18 protein-coding genes are annotated in these 17,942 nt (G+C 66.0%); 11 read left to right on the forward strand and 7 right to left on the reverse strand.

All coding sequences use genetic code 11. The annotated features are described in order from the left end of the window. Positions 1-59: 59 nt before the first annotated feature. From U1E69_RS09640 to U1E69_RS09655, 4 genes are all read left to right on the forward strand, one after another. Positions 60-470, forward strand: coding sequence for a metallopeptidase family protein (locus U1E69_RS09640; protein WP_322244169.1), 411 nt, complete (start codon positions 60-62; stop codon positions 468-470). Between the two features lie 121 nt (positions 471-591). Then, positions 592-1,521 (forward strand): MBL fold metallo-hydrolase, encoded by a 930-nt coding sequence (locus tag U1E69_RS09645; protein ID WP_322244170.1) that lies wholly within the window; start codon positions 592-594, stop codon positions 1,519-1,521. A 137-nt stretch (positions 1,522-1,658) separates the two neighbouring features. Continuing rightward, on the forward strand, positions 1,659-2,606 hold the full coding sequence (locus U1E69_RS09650) for a 1-phosphofructokinase family hexose kinase (protein WP_322244171.1): 948 nt from the start codon (positions 1,659-1,661) through the stop codon (positions 2,604-2,606). A 60-nt stretch (positions 2,607-2,666) separates the two neighbouring features. Continuing rightward, entirely contained in the window at positions 2,667-3,458 is a 792-nt protein-coding gene (locus tag U1E69_RS09655) for a phosphodiesterase (protein ID WP_322244172.1), read from the forward strand. Here U1E69_RS09655 and U1E69_RS09660 read toward each other — a convergent pair. After that, positions 3,406-3,828, reverse strand: coding sequence for a hypothetical protein (locus tag U1E69_RS09660; protein ID WP_322244173.1), 423 nt, complete (start codon positions 3,826-3,828; stop codon positions 3,406-3,408). The two genes, U1E69_RS09655 and U1E69_RS09660, sit on opposite strands and share 53 nt — an antisense overlap. Beyond that, on the reverse strand, positions 3,818-5,476 hold the full coding sequence (locus U1E69_RS09665; protein ID WP_322244174.1) for an NAD+ synthase: 1,659 nt from the start codon (positions 5,474-5,476) through the stop codon (positions 3,818-3,820). Before U1E69_RS09665 ends, U1E69_RS09660 begins: the two co-directional genes overlap by 11 nt. A gap of 192 nt (positions 5,477-5,668) precedes the next feature. Here U1E69_RS09665 and U1E69_RS09670 point away from each other — a divergent pair, with 192 nt between their 5' ends. Continuing rightward, a complete protein-coding gene (locus U1E69_RS09670; RefSeq protein ID WP_322244175.1) occupies positions 5,669-7,150 on the forward strand; it encodes a 2-isopropylmalate synthase in 1,482 nt (493 codons plus the stop codon). Between the two features lie 89 nt (positions 7,151-7,239). On the opposite strand, the gene U1E69_RS09675 is transcribed toward U1E69_RS09670, so the two are convergent. Continuing rightward, positions 7,240-8,298 (reverse strand): type I restriction enzyme HsdR N-terminal domain-containing protein, encoded by a 1,059-nt coding sequence (locus tag U1E69_RS09675; RefSeq protein ID WP_322244176.1) that lies wholly within the window; start codon positions 8,296-8,298, stop codon positions 7,240-7,242. Positions 8,299-8,552: 254 nt separating this feature from the next. Between U1E69_RS09675 and zapE the strand changes: the two genes are divergently transcribed. Beyond that, complete coding sequence (zapE, locus tag U1E69_RS09680; protein WP_322244177.1) at positions 8,553-9,632, forward strand: cell division protein ZapE; 1,080 nt, start codon at positions 8,553-8,555, stop codon at positions 9,630-9,632. Here zapE and U1E69_RS09685 read toward each other — a convergent pair. Beyond that, positions 9,629-10,390, reverse strand: a complete 762-nt coding sequence (locus tag U1E69_RS09685) for a TSUP family transporter (RefSeq protein WP_322244178.1) — start codon at positions 10,388-10,390, stop codon at positions 9,629-9,631. The genes zapE and U1E69_RS09685 overlap by 4 nt on opposite strands. A gap of 162 nt (positions 10,391-10,552) precedes the next feature. Beyond that, positions 10,553-11,431, reverse strand: coding sequence for a phosphoserine phosphatase SerB (gene serB, locus U1E69_RS09690; protein WP_322244179.1), 879 nt, complete (start codon positions 11,429-11,431; stop codon positions 10,553-10,555). A gap of 154 nt (positions 11,432-11,585) precedes the next feature. On the opposite strand from serB, the gene U1E69_RS09695 reads away from it, so the two are divergent. From U1E69_RS09695 to U1E69_RS09710, 4 genes are all read left to right on the forward strand, one after another. Beyond that, the gene (locus U1E69_RS09695) at positions 11,586-12,743 is read left to right on the forward strand and encodes a phosphoserine transaminase (RefSeq protein WP_322244180.1); all 1,158 of its coding nucleotides are present in this window, start codon (positions 11,586-11,588) and stop codon (positions 12,741-12,743) included. Between the two features lie 88 nt (positions 12,744-12,831). Next, positions 12,832-14,427 carry a phosphoglycerate dehydrogenase gene (serA, locus tag U1E69_RS09700; RefSeq protein WP_322244192.1) on the forward strand — a complete coding sequence of 532 codons (1,596 nt, stop codon included), beginning with the start codon at positions 12,832-12,834 and terminating at the stop codon, positions 14,425-14,427. 43 nt (positions 14,428-14,470) lie between these two features. Beyond that, complete coding sequence (locus U1E69_RS09705) at positions 14,471-15,058, forward strand: dimethylsulfonioproprionate lyase family protein (protein WP_322244181.1); 588 nt, start codon at positions 14,471-14,473, stop codon at positions 15,056-15,058. Between the two features lie 86 nt (positions 15,059-15,144). Then, positions 15,145-15,900, forward strand: coding sequence for a metallophosphoesterase family protein (locus tag U1E69_RS09710; protein WP_322244182.1), 756 nt, complete (start codon positions 15,145-15,147; stop codon positions 15,898-15,900). Here U1E69_RS09710 and U1E69_RS09715 read toward each other — a convergent pair. Further along, complete coding sequence (locus U1E69_RS09715) at positions 15,897-16,118, reverse strand: hypothetical protein (RefSeq protein ID WP_322244183.1); 222 nt, start codon at positions 16,116-16,118, stop codon at positions 15,897-15,899. The genes U1E69_RS09710 and U1E69_RS09715 overlap by 4 nt on opposite strands. Positions 16,119-16,216: 98 nt before the next feature. On the opposite strand from U1E69_RS09715, the gene U1E69_RS09720 reads away from it, so the two are divergent. After that, positions 16,217-16,789, forward strand: coding sequence for a DUF2585 domain-containing protein (locus U1E69_RS09720; RefSeq protein ID WP_322244184.1), 573 nt, complete (start codon positions 16,217-16,219; stop codon positions 16,787-16,789). 47 nt (positions 16,790-16,836) lie between these two features. Here the strand turns inward: U1E69_RS09720 and U1E69_RS09725 are convergent, their stop codons facing one another. Continuing rightward, entirely contained in the window at positions 16,837-17,937 is a 1,101-nt protein-coding gene (locus U1E69_RS09725; protein ID WP_322244185.1) for an MFS transporter, read from the reverse strand. Positions 17,938-17,942: the final 5 nt, after the last annotated feature.

Genomic DNA, 17,942 nt, shown 5'->3' on the forward strand with positions numbered 1-17,942 from the left:
GCACAAACCGGCCCGCCACGCCCCTTCCCCCCGCGCCCCCCCGCCCCTATCTTCCCGGGATGACAAACCCGAGCCCCGACAGCATCGCCCCGTCCCTCGCCGTGATCGAGCAGCTCGCCCACGAGGCGATCTCGACCCTGCCTGACCCGTTCCGCGAACCCGCCACCCACATCCGCCTGCGGATCGAGGAGTTCCCGGACGAGGACGTGCTGGACGAGCTGCAGATCGACGACGCGTTCGAGCTGACCGGCCTTTACGACGGCACCCCGCTGACCGAGAAGTCGACCGCCGATCAGGTGACGCGCCCCGACGTGATCTGGCTGTTCCGCCGCCCGATCCTGGACGAATGGTGCGAACGCGGCGACGTCTCGATCCAGGAACTGGTCAGCCACGTCGTCATCCATGAACTCGCGCATCATTTCGGCTGGTCCGACGAACAGATAGCCGCCATTGACCGCTGGTGGGAGTGACGCGGTTCCCGGCTTGACCGCACATCCGATGTGCAGTCCCGCACGACACATGACGCGCCCGTGACCGGACTCTGCGTCGGGTAGACCTATCCTTCCGTCACCCAACTTCAGGAGGACAAGAATGACCCGACTTTCCCGCCGTCAGGCGCTTTTCGCCGGTGCCACGATGCCGCTTGCCGCTGCCCTCCCGCTTCCCCTCTTCGCCAAGGCCGAGATGCAGGGTTCGGGCTTCGCGCCCTGGAACCGCTTCAAGCTGGGCAGCTTCGAGGTGACCACCCTTCTCGCCGGCACTCGCGCAAGCGACAAGCCGCAGGAAACCTTCGGCACCAATGCCCCGCCCGAGGATTTCGCCGCGCTGTCCGCCGCGAACTTCATCCCGGCTGACCGGACGCAGAACTTCTTCACGCCGACCGTCGTCAACACCGGGGCCGAACTCGTGCTTTTCGACACCGGCCTTGCCGCTGAAGGCACGCTCGCCGCCTTGACTGCCGCCGGGTATACCCCCGACCAGATCGACGTCGTCGTCCTGACCCACATGCACGGCGACCACATCGGCGGGCTGATGGGCGCTGACGGCACCACCCCGACCTTTGCCAACGCCCGCTATGTTACCGGCAGTGCCGAGCACAACCACTGGTCGGGTGCCGCCAACGAAGGCTTCGACAAGAACGTGAAGCCCTTGAACGAAAAGATCACGTTCCTGGATGACGGCGGGTCGGTCGCTTCGGGCATCACCGGCATGGCAGCCTTTGGCCATTCGCCCGGCCACATGATCTACAGCGTGGAATCGGACGGCCAGCGCCTGATGATCACCGCCGACACCGCCAACCACTACGTCTGGTCGCTGCAGAAACCCGACTGGGAAGTCCGCTTCGACGCCGACAAGGCCGCCGCGGCCGCGGTGCGCAAGCAAGTCTTCGGGATGATCGCCGCCGACAAGATCCCCTTCATCGGCTACCACATGCCCTTCCCCGGCGTGGGGTATGTCGAGGCCGCGGGCGATGGCTTCCGCTACGTTCCCGCCAGCTACCAGCTTCTGCTGAACGGCTGAGCCCAGCACCCAAATTCCTTAAGCAAGGAATTTGTCAAAAATCTTCCTTAAGATTTTTGCCCCCGGCATCCACCGTCGGGGGCAGTTCCATTTCCGGGCGAAGGCTTTATGATAGCGGTAACAGCCATAGGTGCCGCATGTCCCAGCTTCCGATCCTGACCCTTACGCTCAACCCCGCGCTCGACATGGCGACCGAGGTGCACGAGCTGATCCCCGGCCACAAGCTGCGCTGCACCGAACCGATGCTCGATCCCGGCGGCGGTGGCCTGAACGTCAGCCGCGCGATCAAGGCGCTGGGGGGCGACAGTCTCGCCCTCGTCGCCATTGGCGGGCTGACCGGCGACCGGCTGGCCGGGCTGATCCGGGGCGAAGGCGTCACGTTCCTGTCGATCCTCGGCCCCGGCGAGACGCGCCAGTCGCTGACCGTGAACGAGGCGACCACCGGCAAGCAATACCGCTTCATGTTGCCCGGCCCGGTCTGGGGCGAGGCGGAACGTGCCCGCGTCTTCACCCTCCTCCGCGCCACCGCGCGGCCCGGCGGGCTGTCGGTCATCTCGGGCAGCCAGCCCCCCGGCGTGCCGGTCGACTTCCCCGCGCAACTCGCGGCCTCGATGCCCGAGGCACGGGTGGTTCTGGACACCTCTGGTGCCACGCTGACCGAGGCGATCCGGAACCCGATCCCGGGCCTTGAGGTCCTGCGGATGGACGGGCCGGAAGGCGAAGAGCTTGCGGGCAAACCCCTGCCCAGCCTTGCCGACACCGCCGAATTCGCCCAGTCGCTGGTGCGCAAGGGCGTGGCCAAGGTCGTGATCATTGCCCGCGGAGCCGAGGGCAACGTGCTGGCCGACGCCGACCAGCGGCTCTTCTCCCGCGCGGCCAAGGTGCGGGTCAAGTCCACCGTGGGTGCAGGCGACAGCTTTGTCGCGGCTTTCGTGCTGGCGCTGTCGCGGGGCCAGTCCCATGCCGAGGCGCTGGCGATGGGTTCTGCCGCCGCTTCCGCCGCCGTCACGACCGACGCGACCCAGCTTTGCCGTCCCGAGGACGTTATGCGCCTTCTGCCGGAATGCGCGGTGACCCAGGTCTGACACGCAAGCGTAGGGTGGGCGATATCGCCCACCCTACCCCCGCACCCGAAAGGGACATCGATGCTTATCGCGCACCTGTCGGACCCGCATCTCTGCCCGCCGGGTGCACTTTACCAGTCGGTCCTGGACCCCGCCCCGCGCTTTGCCAGGGCTCTGGCCCAGGCGTCCAGCTTCAGGCCCGATCTTCTGATCCTGTCCGGCGACCTTACCGAGCACGGCGATGCGGCAAGCTACGCCCATGCCCGCGACCTTCTTGCCGCGCTGCCCTGTCCTGTGCTTGCCATCCCCGGCAATCATGACGACCGCGAGGCCTTCCGCGCTGGCCTCTCCGGCCTGCCGAACCTGGTGCCCCTGCCTGCAACCGGTCCCCTTCACGCCATCGCCGAAGGTGTGGTCCGCGTAATCGGCCTTGATGTCACCGTGCCCGGCGATCACCGCGGGCAGGTCACGCCCGACCATGCCGCCTGGCTGGACGCAACCCTGCGCTCCGCCCCTGACACCCCCACGCTTCTGGTCATGCACCAGCCGCCCTTCGTCACCGGGATCGGCTATGTCGACGCCTATCGCTGCTTTGGCGACACGCTGCTGGCCCAGGTCCTGTCAGACCACCCGCAGGTCATCCGCCTGCTTGCGGGCCACGTTCACCGCTTCACCCTGACCAGCTTTGCAGGCCGACCCGCCCTGACCGCCCCCGCCACCGCGACCAGCCTTGCCTTGCGCCTTGCACCCGGAGCCAAGCCGGCGTCCTTCACCGAACCGCCCGCGATGCTTTTGCACCTCTGGCGCGATGGGGGGCTCGTCAGCCACCTGCAAGCCGTTGGAAAATTCCCCGGCCCGCACCCGTTCTTCTGACCGGCTCTGCAGGCGCTGCCGAGGTGCCGTCCAGCAGCCGCACTCTGCGCCCCAGACCCATCTGGTCGACCCAGTCCCGCATCGCGGGCGACAGCGGCCCGTAAACATCCACCCGCGCCAGCCGTGCCGCATCGCGCAAGGCGGCACTTTCCGCCCAGGGAGCAATCATCTCTTGCAAGTTCACCCAAGCCTCGGGCGTCTCGTAGATGGCGACCAGCCGCCGATCCCGGACACCGCCCAGGAACCGGTAGCTTCGCACCCCTTGCATCCCCGTCAGCCGCAGCCGCGCAACCTGAAGTCGCGCCGCCCGGTCAAAGGCCAGGGCATCGCGAAGATCGTAGAAGCTGGAGACGACCAGTTCAGCTGTCATCGCGCCAGCGGTTGGCGATGGGATAGCGGCGGTCCAGCCAGAAGGCCTTTTGTGTCAACCGCACGCCGGGGGCCGACTGGAAGCGCTTGTATTCCGCGATGTAAAGGAGGTTCTCGACCTTCTTCACCACCGCCCGGTCAAAGCCCAGCTTGACGATCTCGGCAACCGACATTTCCTTTTCCACCAGACATTCCAGAATGGCGTCCAGCACCTCATAAGGCGGCAGGCTATCGTCATCGCGCTGGTTCGCCCGCAGCTCGGCACTGGGGGGGCGCGAGATGATCCGCTCCGGGATCACTTCGCCCGGCGGACCCTTCATCCAGGCCCGGTGATGTTCGTTCCGCCAACGGGCCGTCAGGAACATGCGGGTCTTGTACATGTCCTTGACCGGGTTGTAGCCGCCATTCATGTCGCCGTAGATCGTGCAATACCCCACGGCCATCTCGGACTTGTTGCCGGTGGTCAGCAGCATCTCGCCAAACTTGTTCGACAGCGCCATCAGCATCACCCCGCGCAGGCGGGACTGGATGTTCTCTTCGGTGATCCCTGGCGTGGTGCCCGCGAACAAAGGCGCCAGCGCCTCGCCCACCGCCCCTTGCGCCCCCGAAATCGGCACCGAGTCATACCGGCAGCCCAGCGCCTTTGCCGCAGCCGTGGCGAGGTCCAGCGACTCCTGGCTGGTGAACTCGCTGGGCAGCATCACGCAGCGCACATTCTCCGGCCCCAGCGCATCCACCGCCATCGCCGCGACAATGGCACTGTCGATGCCGCCCGACAGCCCCAGCAAGGCCTTTTTGAACCCGGTCTTCCGCATGTAGTCGCCCAAGGCCAGCACGCAGGCCCGGTAATCCGCCTCGCCGATCGGTGGAATCTCGTGGATCTCGCCCTGGTCCGCCTCCCACCCCTCCGCGCCCCGCCGGAAGGTCACCATCACCTCCGCCTCGTCGAACTGCGGCAGTTGCGCCATGAGCCGCCCACCGGGGTTCAGGACCATGCTGGAGCCGTCGAACACCTGGTCATCCTGCCCGCCGACCATGTTCAGATAAACCAGCGGCAACCCCGTCTCGATCACCCTCGACACCATCAGGTTCAGCCGCAGATTGGGCTTGCCCCGGTGGTAGGGCGAGCCATTGGGGATCAGCAGGATCTCCGCCCCCGTCTCGGCCAAGGTCTCGGCCACGTCCGGATGCCAGGCATCCTCGCAGATCGGGGTCCCGATCCGGACCCCCTTCACCACGTAGGGCCCATGCACATCGGCCGAGGCGAACACCCGCTTTTCATCGAAGACCGCGTCGTTCGGCAGGTGGTGCTTCAAGACACGGGCATGCACCCGCCCGCTCTCCAGCACATAGTAGCCGTTGTAAAGCTTGCCGCCGTGGGGAACCGGCCCCCCGATCCCCAGCGCCGGACCGTCGGCGCAGTCAACCGCCAGCCGCTCCACCGCCGCCACGGCGGCCGCGACGAAGGCGGGCTTCAGGATCAGGTCCTGCGTCTGGTAGCCGGTCACGAACATCTCGGTCAGGGCAACCATGTCGGCCCCAGCGGCCTTTCCGCTTTCCCACGCGGACCTGGCCCGGGCGGCGTTCCCCGCAATGTCCCCCACCACCGGGTTCAGCTGCGCCAGCATCATCTTGAACATATCGGTCATGGCGGGGCTCCTTTCCCCTATATGTAGACCGGGATCACGCCTTAGGGAACCGCTCGTCGTTCACTTCGTGTCCTCCTCGCTGCCCGTCCGACGAGAAGCCGAAGGCGCACGAGGAGGCGTGACCGGCACATCCTTGTCACACTGGAACCGCCCCCTTACCCTGCCGCCAACCACCCCCCGAGGGATTCGCCCATGCGCCTGCCGACCGCCCTTCTCGTTGCCGCCCTGGCCCTTCCCGCCTGGGCCCTTCCCGTGCAGGCCCAGGACGGCGACATCATCACCAAGCAATACGACGACGGCTCGGTCTACGAAGGCACTTTCCTGAACGGCCGCCAGCACGGCATCGGCACCTACCGCCTGCCCTCGGGCTTCACCTATTCCGGCGAGTGGGTGGACGGAGAGATCACCGGCGTCGGCACCGCGCGCTATGCCAACGGGTCGGTCTACGAGGGCGCCTTCGTCAAGGGCCAGCCCGAGGGCAAGGGCAAGATCACTTCACCCGACGGTCGCATCTACGACGGCGACTGGGTCCAGGGCCAGATGACCGGCATGGGCCGCGCGACCTATGCCAATGGCTCGGTCTACGAAGGGGCGTTCGTCAGGGGCACCCACAACGGCCAGGGCAAGCTGACCAACCCCTCGGGCTACACCTACGAAGGCGACTGGGTGCTGGGCGTCAAGGAAGGCCAGGGCCGCATCACCTACCCCGACGGCGCGACCTACGAAGGCGCACTGGTCAAGGGCCAGCGGTCCGGCAAGGGCCGCCTCACCATGCCCGACGGGTTGATCTACCAGGGCAACTGGGCCGAAGGCCAGATCAACGGCGCGGGCATGCTGACCCAGCCCAACGGCGACGTGTATGAGGGCAGCTTCAAGGACGGCCTGCGCGACGGCCAGGGCAAGCTGACCCACAAGAACGGCGACATCTACATCGGCACGTGGACCAAGGACCGCCGCCAGGGCCGCGGCACCTTCACCACGCCCGACGGCTTCAAGTACGAAGGCACCTGGGTCGAGGGCAGGATGGAGGGGACGGGGTCCATCACCTATCCCGACGGCTCGGTCTACATCGGCGCGATGAAGGCCGACCAGCCGAACGGCCAGGGCGCCATCACCTATCCCGACGGCAGCACCTACCAGGGCAACTGGGTCGCAGGCGTGATCGAGGGCCAGGGCCGCGCCACCTACACCGACGGCCGGGTCTACGAGGGGTCGTTCAAGCAGGCCAAGCCCGAGGGTCAGGGCGTGATGACCTACCCCGATGGCTACCGCTACGAAGGCAACTGGGTCGCAGGCCAGCGCCAGGGGGTGGGGTCAGCGGTCTACCCCGACGGCAGCCTCTACAAGGGCGACTTCAAGGCCGGGTTGAGGGACGGCCAAGGCGAGTTCTCGACCACCGAGGGGTTCAAATACGTCGGCACCTGGGTCGCCGGCCAGATCGAGGGCCAGGGCGTGGCCACCTACCCCGAGGGCGACGTCTACGAAGGCATGTTCAAGGCCGGAAGGCGCGAGGGCCAGGGGAAGCTGACCTACGCCAGCGGCGAAGTGGCCGAGGGCATCTGGCAGAACGGCATCCTGACCGCCCCGCCAGAGGCCCCGGAGCCTGCGGAAGGTGACGCAGCTGCAGCCCCCACCGAAGCCGCCGCCCCCACCGAACCCGCGACGAACCCGTAGGTCGGGCTTCAGCCCGACTCTGCCTGACGCCTGCAACCATCGTAGGGTGCGCTACAGCGCACCGTGCCGGTCAGCTACGCTCGACAAACTTAGATGTACGCCTTCACAGCCCGCTCGATATTGCTCGAGTATCTGTAGATATCAGAAAGCCGTTCGATGGGCTCTTTGACTTCAACCTTGTTCTCATCGAACAATCCAAGAAACTTGGCGGACTTTCCGTTGAAATACAGCCGGCAAATCGGCTTACGGTTATTGTCGTCAACGAAGATGCTGCAATAGGACTTCGCGTCTCTGAGCGTTACGCGTTCTACGTCAATGGTCTTGGCCGCGATCGCTCGCACTATCATGAAGGCCTGTGACTCCTCATCTGTGGTCACAACATCGGATGCCTCTGCTGTATCCGCCTTCGTTGCTCCCGTTTCGGCGGGTATGTCCGTCCTGAAAGCCACGCTCAGTTTGTCTTGGATTCGATCTCTGATAACAAGGTCAAGCGCACCTTGGACGGCCAGCCGCAGCGGCTCCATTACAGCCTTGGTTAGACTGCCTTCGACGATTTGCTTCCCGATTAACCGAACAAAGTCGTCGTCAGGCGCTTCTAACTGCTTCTTGATGTAGGAAGCTGCCGCCTTGGCGAACCGAAGGTTTGACGCGGCCTCCCGGATTGCAGTTATTGAAAAAGTCGTCTTTTGGAAACGTGCTAGGTCTGCGACTTCACTTTCCGCGTAAGACTGAAGGTCAAAGGTAAAGAACGGCTTTTTGTCCATCCGATTCGGCTCGTCCATATCTGAGAAGAACCAGATTTCTCGACCGTTTGTCAGCACCGCAAGCTTGGCTTCCTTGGTCGCAAAGTAACGGAATAGTTGGCTGTACTGCGCGCTCCCGAGGGGCATGGTGATCGGCTTCACCTCGATCAGCACGCTTAAGACGCCATTAATGTTTAGCGCAAAGTCGATCTTTTCGCCCTTCTTGAGGCCGACATCGGCTACATACTCCGGCACCACCTCTTCCAGGTTGAAAGGGTCGAAACCGAAAGCTTGGATCAGGGGGAGAACCACCGAAGTCTTTGTAGCTTCTTCGGTAAGCGCGTGCTGGCTCGCGTGTCTGGAACGGCGCGACAACTCATTAACTTTCTGGGCAAAATCCGACACGATCCAATCTCCCTTGTTGGTTCGCAATCTGACTACTTACTTGAAGTCGATCAAGCACAAGTTGTAGTGGCTCATATTGCTCACTTTTGAGCGTGAGCACGTTGCAACAATGAGCTTCCCACCCCCACCCCACAGTTAACACCCCCCTAACGCCCACACCCAAACCCTTGTAATCCCTCACCTCCCCCTCCCTGTCCTGCGTGGACAGCCGATCACCCTTGCGGCCCCCACCCCCGCCCCGCTACTCCTTCCCCATGCGCCAGACCCTGACCGAGATCTACGAGGCCCGCGTGGCCGAGGGCACCCTCCGCCCCGACCCCGCCCAGCATGCCCTCCTCCCACAACTGGAGGCCCTGAGGTCCTGGCTGGAAGCGAACGCGACCCGCAAGGTCGGCCTCTTCGCGGGCCTCTTTGCCAAGCCCATCCAGCCCCCGAAGGGCCTCTACCTCTGGGGCGGCGTGGGCCGGGGCAAGTCGATGCTGATGGACCTCTTCACTGAAGCCACCGATATCCAGCAGAAACGCCGAGTCCACTTCCACGCCTTCATGCAGTCCGTCCACAAGGGCATGCACGCGGCCCGCCAGCGCGGCGTCGAAGACCCCCTCACCCCCGTCGCCGACGAGATCATCCGCGACCTGCGCCTTCTGGCCTTCGACGAGATGCAGATCACCGACATCACCGACGCGATGATCGTGGGCCGCCTCTTCGAGAAGCTCTTCGCCGCCGGGACCCTCATCGTCACCACCTCGAACCGGCCCCCCGGCGACCTGTACAAGGACGGCCTCAACCGCGGCATCTTCCTGCCCTTCATCGCCATGCTGGAAGACCGCCTTCAGGTCGTCGAACTGGAAAGCCCCACCGACTATCGCCAGCACCGTCTGCAGGGCGCGCAGGTCTACTTCCACCCGGCCCGGTCCGCCACCACCCAGATCGCCGCGATCTGGACCGACCTTACCGGAGGCGCCCCCGAACAACCCCTGATGCTGGAGGTGAACACCCGTCAGGTCACCCTGCCCCGCTTCGCAAACGGGGTGGGGCGGGCCAGCTTCTGGGATCTCTGCTCGAAACCCCTCGGCGCCGCCGACTACCTTGCCATTGCCCGCGCGGTCCGGGTGTTGATCCTGGAAGACATCCCGCAGCTGTCCTCGGCCAACTACAACGAGGCGAAGCGGTTCGTCATCCTGATCGACGCGTTGTACGAGGCCAAGGTGCGCCTGATCGCTTCCGCCGCCGAAGCCCCCGAGCGGCTGTATATCGAAGGCGAAGGCTCCTTCGAGTTCGAACGCACCGCCAGCCGCCTGCGCGAGATGCAATCCGCCGATTGGGGTGCCTAGCCCAGCGCCTGCCACAGAAGCCGCAGGGCCATCCCGGACGACACCACCACCAGAAGTGGCTTGATCAGCCGCGCCCCGACCCGCATCGCCACGCGCGCGCCCAGTGAGGCCCCTGCGATCTGCCCCACGGCCATCGCCAGCCCCACGCCCCACCAGGTCGCGCCCGAGAAGACGAAGACCAGAAGGCTGCCAAGGTTCGAGGCAAAGTTCAGCATCTTGGTATGCGCCGTCGCCTTCAAGACGCCATAGCCCGCCAGAAGCACGAACCCCATCATGAAGAACGACCCGGTTCCCGGACCGAAGAACCCGTCATAGGCCGCAATCGCCGGGACCGCCGTCACCGCGAAGACGGCGGGCTTGACCCGCTCGGCCCGCGCCTCGTCCGTCAGCCCCGGCTTCAGCGCGAAGAACCCTGCCACACCGATCAGCACCACCGGCATGATGATCCGCAACACCTCGGCCGGGATCAGATGCGCCACCAACGCGCCACCGGCGCCAGCCGCCGCACTGATCGCCGCCATCCCCAGCTGATCCTGAGGCCGCACATGCCCCGCCCGGGCATAGGCGACCATCGCCGTGGCCGACCCGAAGGTCCCCTGCAACTTGTTTGTCGCCAGCGCTTCTACGGGGGAAGCCCCGGCCAGCAGCAAGGCAGGCACCGACAAAAGCCCGCCGCCCCCCGCGATGCTGTCGATGAAGCCCGCCACGAAGGCAGCAAGGACCAGAAGCAGGGCAAGGTGGGTGGCGACTTCGAACATGGTCGGGTTGTGGCCGGTTCCAGGGGGACGGGCAAGAGGCCGCCGAAGCGGATGCCTCCGGCGGGAGTTTTTGCGGGCAGCGCCCCCATCGCCGAGGAGGAGGCGAAGCCCGACGACGAGACAAAAGACTTGCGCGTCAGCGCTCCGCTTGGTTGCCGACGGTCAGACCGGGGCGAAGTCGTTGCGGGAATAGCCCTGCAGGTAAAGCAGCGCGGTCAGGTCGCCGTGGTTCACCCGGACCTCGCATTGCGCCTGCACCGTGGGCTTGGCGTGCAGCGCGACGCCGATCCCTGCGGCAAGCAGCATCGGCAGGTCGTTGGCCCCATCCCCCACCGCCAAAGCTTCGGCGGCGGTGATCCCCAGCCGCGCGGTGATCTCGTTCAGCGCCTGCAGCTTGGCTTCCTTGCCAAGGATCGGCTCGGCCACCGTGCCCGTCAGTCGGCCCTCGGCGATGTGCAGGGTATTCGCGCGGTTCTCGTCGAACCCCAGTTTCGCCGCCACTGCCGAGGTGAACGCCGTGAACCCACCCGACACCAGCGCCGCATAGGCGCCCTGCGCCTTCATCGTCGCCAGCAGAACCGGCCCCCCCGGCATCAGCGTGATCCGGTCGCGCAGGACCTGGTCGATCACCGCCTCGGCCAAGCCCTTCAACAGCCCCACCCGTTCGCGCAGCGCGCCTTCAAAGTCCAGTTCCCCATTCATCGCCCGCGCCGTGATGTCCGCCACGCGCGCTCCCACCCCGGCCTCGTCGGCCAGCTCGTCGATGCACTCTTGCCGGATCATCGTCGAATCCATGTCGGCGATCAGCAGGCGCTTCTTCCGGCCCTCGGAACGCTGCACCACCATGTCCACCTGCATCGCCTGCAGGCCGTCCCAGACCTCCCAGCGGTTCTCTGGCATGGCCACAAGATCGAACTCCGCCGCCACGCCCGGGTCCAGCCAGCGAGCGTCAGCGCCCCCCCAGGCGTTGCGGAGGGATTCCACGGTCACCCGTTCCAGCACCGGGGTTTCGGGGTTGGTCAGAAGAGAGACGACGTACATGGAGCAGGTTTCCGATAGTGAACAGAGGTGTCGCTTTTTCGCGACCAAGCGTCGGACTATCGCGATTTTTCCGCTTGCGCCAGCCCGAGACGCCCTTTACCCACGGCGGCGGGACACCCTTCCCCACCGAAGGGCTTTTAGCTGGAAGGCTACCATGACAGACCTGACCCCGCCGGCCAAGCGCCCGGCCAACCCGCGCTTCTCTTCTGGCCCCTGCGCCAAGATCCCCGGATATTCCCTTGATATGCTTAGCGACGCGCCCCTTGGCCGCTCGCACCGTGCCGCCGTCGGCAAGGCCAAGCTGAAAGAGGCGATTGACCTCACCCGCGAAATTCTGAGCGTGCCCGCCGACTACCGCATCGGCATTGTTCCGGCGTCCGACACCGGCGCTGTGGAAATGGCGATGTGGTCGCTGCTGGGTGCCCGCCCGGTCGAAATGCTCTCCTGGGAATCCTTCGGCGAAGGCTGGGTCACCGATGCCGTCAAACAGCTGAAACTCGACGCCAAGGTCCGCATCGCGCCCTATGGCCAGATCGTGAATTTCGCCGAGGTGGACTTCGACAAGGACGTCGTCTTCACCTGGAACGGCACCACCTCGGGCGTCCGCCTGCCGAACGGCGACGCGATCCCCGCCACCCGCGCGGGGCTTACGATCTGCGACGCCACCAGCGCCGCCTTCGCGATGGAACTGCCCTGGGACAAGCTCGACGTCACCACTTTCTCCTGGCAGAAGGTCCTCGGCGGCGAGGGCGCACATGGCGTCATCATCCTGTCGCCCCGCGCCGTCGAACGGCTGGAGACTTACGTCCCCGCCTGGCCACTGCCCAAGATCTTCCGCCTGACCGCCAAGGGCAAGCTGATCGAAGGCATCTTCCAAGGCGAGACCATCAATACCCCTTCGATGCTGGCGAACGAAGATTACCTCGTGGCGCTGAAATGGGCGAAGTCCATCGGCGGTCTGAAAGGCCTGATCGCCCGCGCCACGGCCAACGCCAAGGTGGTCCACGACTTCTGCGCCGCAAACCCCTGGATCGCGAACCTGGCGGAAGACCCGGCGACGGCCTCTACCACCAGCGTCTGCCTCAGGTTCACCGACCCCCGCATCACCGACGGCGAGGCCTTCGCCAAGGCTGTCGCCAAGCGGATCGAGAAGGCAGGCGCGGGCTTCGACATGGGGGCCTACCGCGACGCGCCTCCGGGCCTGCGCATCTGGTGCGGCTCGACGGTCGAGACGGCGGATGTCCAGGACCTGATGCCCTGGATCGCCCACGCTTTCCACGCCGAGATCGCGGCGCTGGCGCAGGCTGCCTGACCGGGCGGTGGGCGGACCGCCCACCCTACAACACCCCCTTCGTAGGGTGGGCGATCCGCCCACCTTCCCCACCCAATTTCAGGACCCCATCATGCCGAAAGTCCTCGTATCCGACGAACTCTCCGAAACCGCCGTCCAGATCTTCCGCGATCGCGGCGTTGAAGTGGATTACCTCCCCAAACTCGGCAAGGACAAGGATGCCCTCGCCGCCGTCATCGACCAATACGACGGCCTCGCCATCCGCTCCACCACCAAGGCCACCGAGAAGCTGCTTGAGAAGGCCACCCGCCTCAAGGTCATCGGCCGCGCCGGGATCGGCGTCGATAACGTCGACATCCCGGCGGCGTCCAAGAAGGGCGTCATCGTGATGAATACGCCCTTCGGCAACTCGATCACCACGGCGGAACATGCCATCGCCATGATGTTCGCTGTTGCCCGGCAAATCCCCGAGGCCAACGCCTCGACCCATGCCGGAAAGTGGGAAAAGTCCAAGTTCATGGGGGTGGAGCTTTTCAACAAGACACTCGGCGTGATCGGGGCGGGGAACATCGGCGGCATCGTCTGTGACCGTGCCGTCGGCCTGCACATGAAGGTCATCGCCTATGACCCCTTCCTGTCTGACGAACGCGCCAAGCAGTTGGGCGTCACCAAGGTGGACCTCGACGACCTCCTCGCTCGCGCCGATTTCATCACGCTTCACGTGCCCCTCACCGACAAGACCCGCAACATCCTGTCGAAGGACAACCTGGCGAAAACCAAGAAGGGCGTGCGCATCATCAACTGCGCGCGGGGCGGGCTGATCGACGAAGCGGCCCTCCTCGACGCCCTGAACTCGGGCCACGTCGCGGGCGCGGCGCTGGACGTTTTCGAGGTCGAACCGGCGAACGAAAACCCGCTCTTCAACCACCCCAACGTCGTCTGCACCCCGCACCTCGGCGCCTCCACCACCGAAGCGCAGGAAAACGTCGCCCTGCAGGTGGCCGAGCAGATGTCGGACTACCTGCTGACCGGAGCCGTCCAGAACGCGCTCAACATGCCGAACGTCACCGCCGAAGAGGCCGCGGTGATGGGCCCCTGGATCAAGCTTGCCTCCCACCTCGGCGCCTTCATCGGCCAGATGACCGACGAGCCGATCAAGGCGATCAACATCCTCTATGACGGCACGGTGGCCGAGATGAACCTCGCCGCCCTCAACCAGGCCGTTATCGCGGGTGTGCTGAAGACGCAGAACCCCGACGTCAACCTCGTCTCCGCCCCCGTGGTGGCGCGGGAGAAAGGCATCCAGATCTCCACCACCCGGCAGGAAAAGACCGGGGTCTTCGACGCCTACATCAAGGTCACGATGGTGACGGACAAACGCGAACGCTCGGTCGCAGGGACCTGCTTCAGCGATGGCAAGCCGCGCTTCATCCAGATCAAGGGCATCAACATCGACGCCGAGATCGGGCAGCACATGCTCTATACCACCAACGAGGACGTGCCCGGCATCATCGGCCTTCTGGGCATGACGATGGGCAAGAACAACGTCAACATCGCGAACTTCACCCTGGGCCGGTCGGGCGTGGGCCAGGACGCCATCGCGATCCTCTACCTTGACCAGCCGATCGACCCCAAGGTGATCGAGACGCTGGAAGGCACCGGCATGTTCTCCCAGGTGAAAGCCTTGCAGTTCGACGTCGCCTGACCAATCCTGCCTCGGCCGGGCACCCCGCCTGGCCGAGGCCCCGATGCTCCTCCCGGATCTCCTCCACGCCCTTGCCGACCTAACCGGGACCGAGCCGCGCGCCGCGGCAGCGGCCACCGCGCAGGCCCTGCGCGCCGCCGCCGAAACCGACTTTCCGCGACAGCCCCCATCGGCCCTCTCCCCCGGCATCCTCCAGTCAGCGGCCCTCCCCGGACACCCCGCCGCGCGGCTGATCCGCGAGGCGCACAAATGGCTTCCCTGGCAGGACAGCCCCGCCGCCGCGCTGCAGCCCACCGACCTCCGCGCGATCAAGTCCGTCGTCACGCTTCTTGGCCCCGGCGCGCCGATCCCGTCCAGGACCCTCCGCTTCGGCCTCTTCTACCAGGCACCGAACACAACCTACCCGCTCCACGCCCACGCGGCCGCCGAGACCTATACGATCCTCGCAGGATCGGTCCATTGGCAGGCCGCCGACCGCCGCTTCCCCCTCACCTCTGGCGAAGCCATCCATCACCCGCCAAACCTGCCCCACGCCATGCGCGCCGGGGCCGAGGGCTTTCTCGCCGCCTGGCGCTGGTCTGGCGATATCGGCTTCGACAGCTACCGGATGCTCCCCGACCCGGACGTCTGACCACTCTTGCCCTTTCACATTTGCCCAAATATCCCACGGGGGTCCGGGGGTGTGAAACCCCCGGGGGTAGCCAAGGACACCCCGGCATGCACCTCTACGCCATTGGCGACATCCACGGGCACCTCGGCCTTCTGAAGGCCGCCCACGACCTGATCGCCGCCGACATGGCGCGTCACGGCCCGGGACAGGTGATCCACGTCGGCGACCTTGTCGACCGCGGCCCGGACAGCCGGGGCGTCATCGACCACCTGATGCAAGGTCAGGCGCGGGGCGAGGATTGGGTGGTCCTGAAGGGCAACCACGACCGGATGTTCAGCCGCTTCCTGAATGACCCGCACGAGCAGGAGCCAGGCCTGCGCGCCGACCTCGGCTGGCTGCATCCAAAGCTGGGCGGGCCGGCCACGCTGGCCTCCTATGGCGTTGCCAAGGCCGCCGACCGTCCGATTCCCAAGGTCCACGCCGATGCCCTTGCCGCCGTCCCGCAGGCGCACCGGGAGTATCTGGCCGCCCTGCCCGCGATGCACCGGGCCGGGGACAGTCTCTTTGTCCATGCGGGACTGCGCCCCGGCGTACCCCTGGACCAGCAAAGCGAAACCGACCTGGTCTGGATCCGCGACCTCTTCCTGATCGAGGTGGAAAGCTTCGGCCCCCTTGTCGTGCACGGCCACACGGCCATCGACCAGGCCACGCATTACGGCAATCGCATCAACCTCGACAGCGGCGCGGCCTATGGCGGCCCGCTGTCGGCCGTAGTGATCGAGGGGCGCGAAGCTGCTCTGCTGACCCCCCAGGGACGACGGAAGCTGCCCGGCCCGCCGCCGATGCTGTTCCGGAACGGCTAAGGATGCTCGCGCCGGATCAGGCGCTTGACCGACCGGCCGCCCAGGTAGCCGAAGACCACCGTCGCCAGGCCCACCACTTCGGCAATTGCCGGGCCTTCGGGCAGGCCGCGCACCGCCAGTGCCACGCCCATCAGGGCAAAGCCCCCGGCGCTGATCCAAAGCCAGAACCACAATTCGCCCCGCGTCGGACCAAATCTCCACCGGTTCCTGTCTTCCATCCGCGTCTCCTGCGCCGTTGCCACAGCGGCCCACAAAGTTTCGGACCTCCGGTATACCGCACTTTACCGACGGCGCGGGCCATGATTCCCTGCCCCGCATGACACCCAGCGCCCAGAACCGCCTTACCCCGATCCTGATCACCCTCGGGATCATCCTTCTTACGGCCGCCTACCTTCTGTGGATCGGTCGCGAGCCGATCTGCAAATGCGGCTATGTCAGTCTTTGGCACGGCCAGGTGGTCAGTGCCGAGAACTCGCAGCACCTGTCGGACTGGTACACGCCCAGCCACATCATCCACGGCTTCCTGTTCTACGGGGCGCTCTGGCTGGTGGCGCGGCGGTTGTCCTTCAGCTGGCGGCTTTCCATAGCCACCCTGGTCGAATGCGCCTGGGAGATCGTCGAGAATTCGGACGCAGTGATCGAACGCTACCGGACGGTCACAATCTCGCTGGACTACTACGGCGACAGCGTGATCAACACGGTCTTCGACGTTTTCGCGATGATCCTCGGGTTCTGGCTGGCGGCGAAGTTGCCGGTCTGGGCGACGGTCGCCCTCATCATCCTGTTCGAGGTCGGGACCATGTGGATCATCCGCGACGGGCTGGCGCTGAACGTGCTGATGCTGCTGTGGCCGCAGGACTGGATCGCGACCTGGCAGGCTGGGCGCTGAGCAGGCCGGGCGCTGACACCCCGGAACTCGACAGAACTCCGGCGCGATCAGACCTTCATGCGGCGCAGCGCGAGAAGCGCCGCGACTGTGGCCGTCCCCAGCAGTGCCGCGCTGACCCAGAAGAAGCCCCGGTCCCCCATCCCCGCCACCAGCGGGGCCAGGACCAGAGGCGTCACGATCGCCCCCACCAGGCCCGAGGCGACAATGGTCGGCGGCACCCGGATATCCTCGCCCATCTTGGCGCTGGCCGTCACGTAGTAGCCCGGGAAGAACACCCCCGCCGAAGCCCCCATCGCCACGAAGCAGACCGCAGGCGACCAGACCGCCGCCCCCAGCGCGAAGACCGCCGCCGAGCCGATGGACAGGGTGTAAAGCACGAAAGGCTCGACCCGGTGCGCGATGAAGATCAGCACGACCCGGGCCAAGAGGAAGACCACGAAGAACAGGCTCAGAAGTTCCGACGCCCGCGTCTCCTCCACCCCCGCGCGGATCAATGCGGTGGGGCCAAGACCCGCAAGGCTTGCCTCCATCCCGATGGCCAGCGCCCCGAAGGCCAGGATGCCCCAATGCGGCCGGAACGCCTTGACCGGCCCCGTCTGCGCCACGGCGTCGCGCCCGGCCGATCCGGCCAAGGCCCAGATCACCGCCAGCACCACGGCCACGACGCCGAAGGTCACGGCCGGGTCGCTGCCCAGCCAGACGAAGACCAGCGGCGCGGCGATGGCGCCGACGCCGAAGGTCGCGTTCAGGAGGCTTAACATCGACGGCCCCTTGGCCCCGAATGCCCGCATGACCCGCGGGTTGAACACCGCCGTCGCCATGCCGTAGCCCACACCGAACAAAGCACCTCCCAAGAGCGTCAGCACCCAGTTCGGGCTGACGGCCATCAGCCCGGTGCCCGCTGCCATCGCCGCCAGCGTCGGCCGCGGCCCGATCCCTGCGCCCTTGAAATACATCACCCCGACGCCCAGGAAGCAGCCGACCCAGAGAAGCGCGACAAACAGCCCCGCCTCGCCCTGCCCCAGCGCGAAGTCCCGCACGTAAACCGGCAGCGCCGGACCGAACAGCGCCTGCCCCGCGCCCATCATCACGAAGGTCGCCACCCCCACGAAAAGCAGCGCCGCATGGGTCCGCATCAGGTCTTTCACGTCGC

The organism is Tabrizicola sp., from assembly GCF_034366665.1.
GTDB lineage: Bacteria > Pseudomonadota > Alphaproteobacteria > Rhodobacterales > Rhodobacteraceae > Tabrizicola.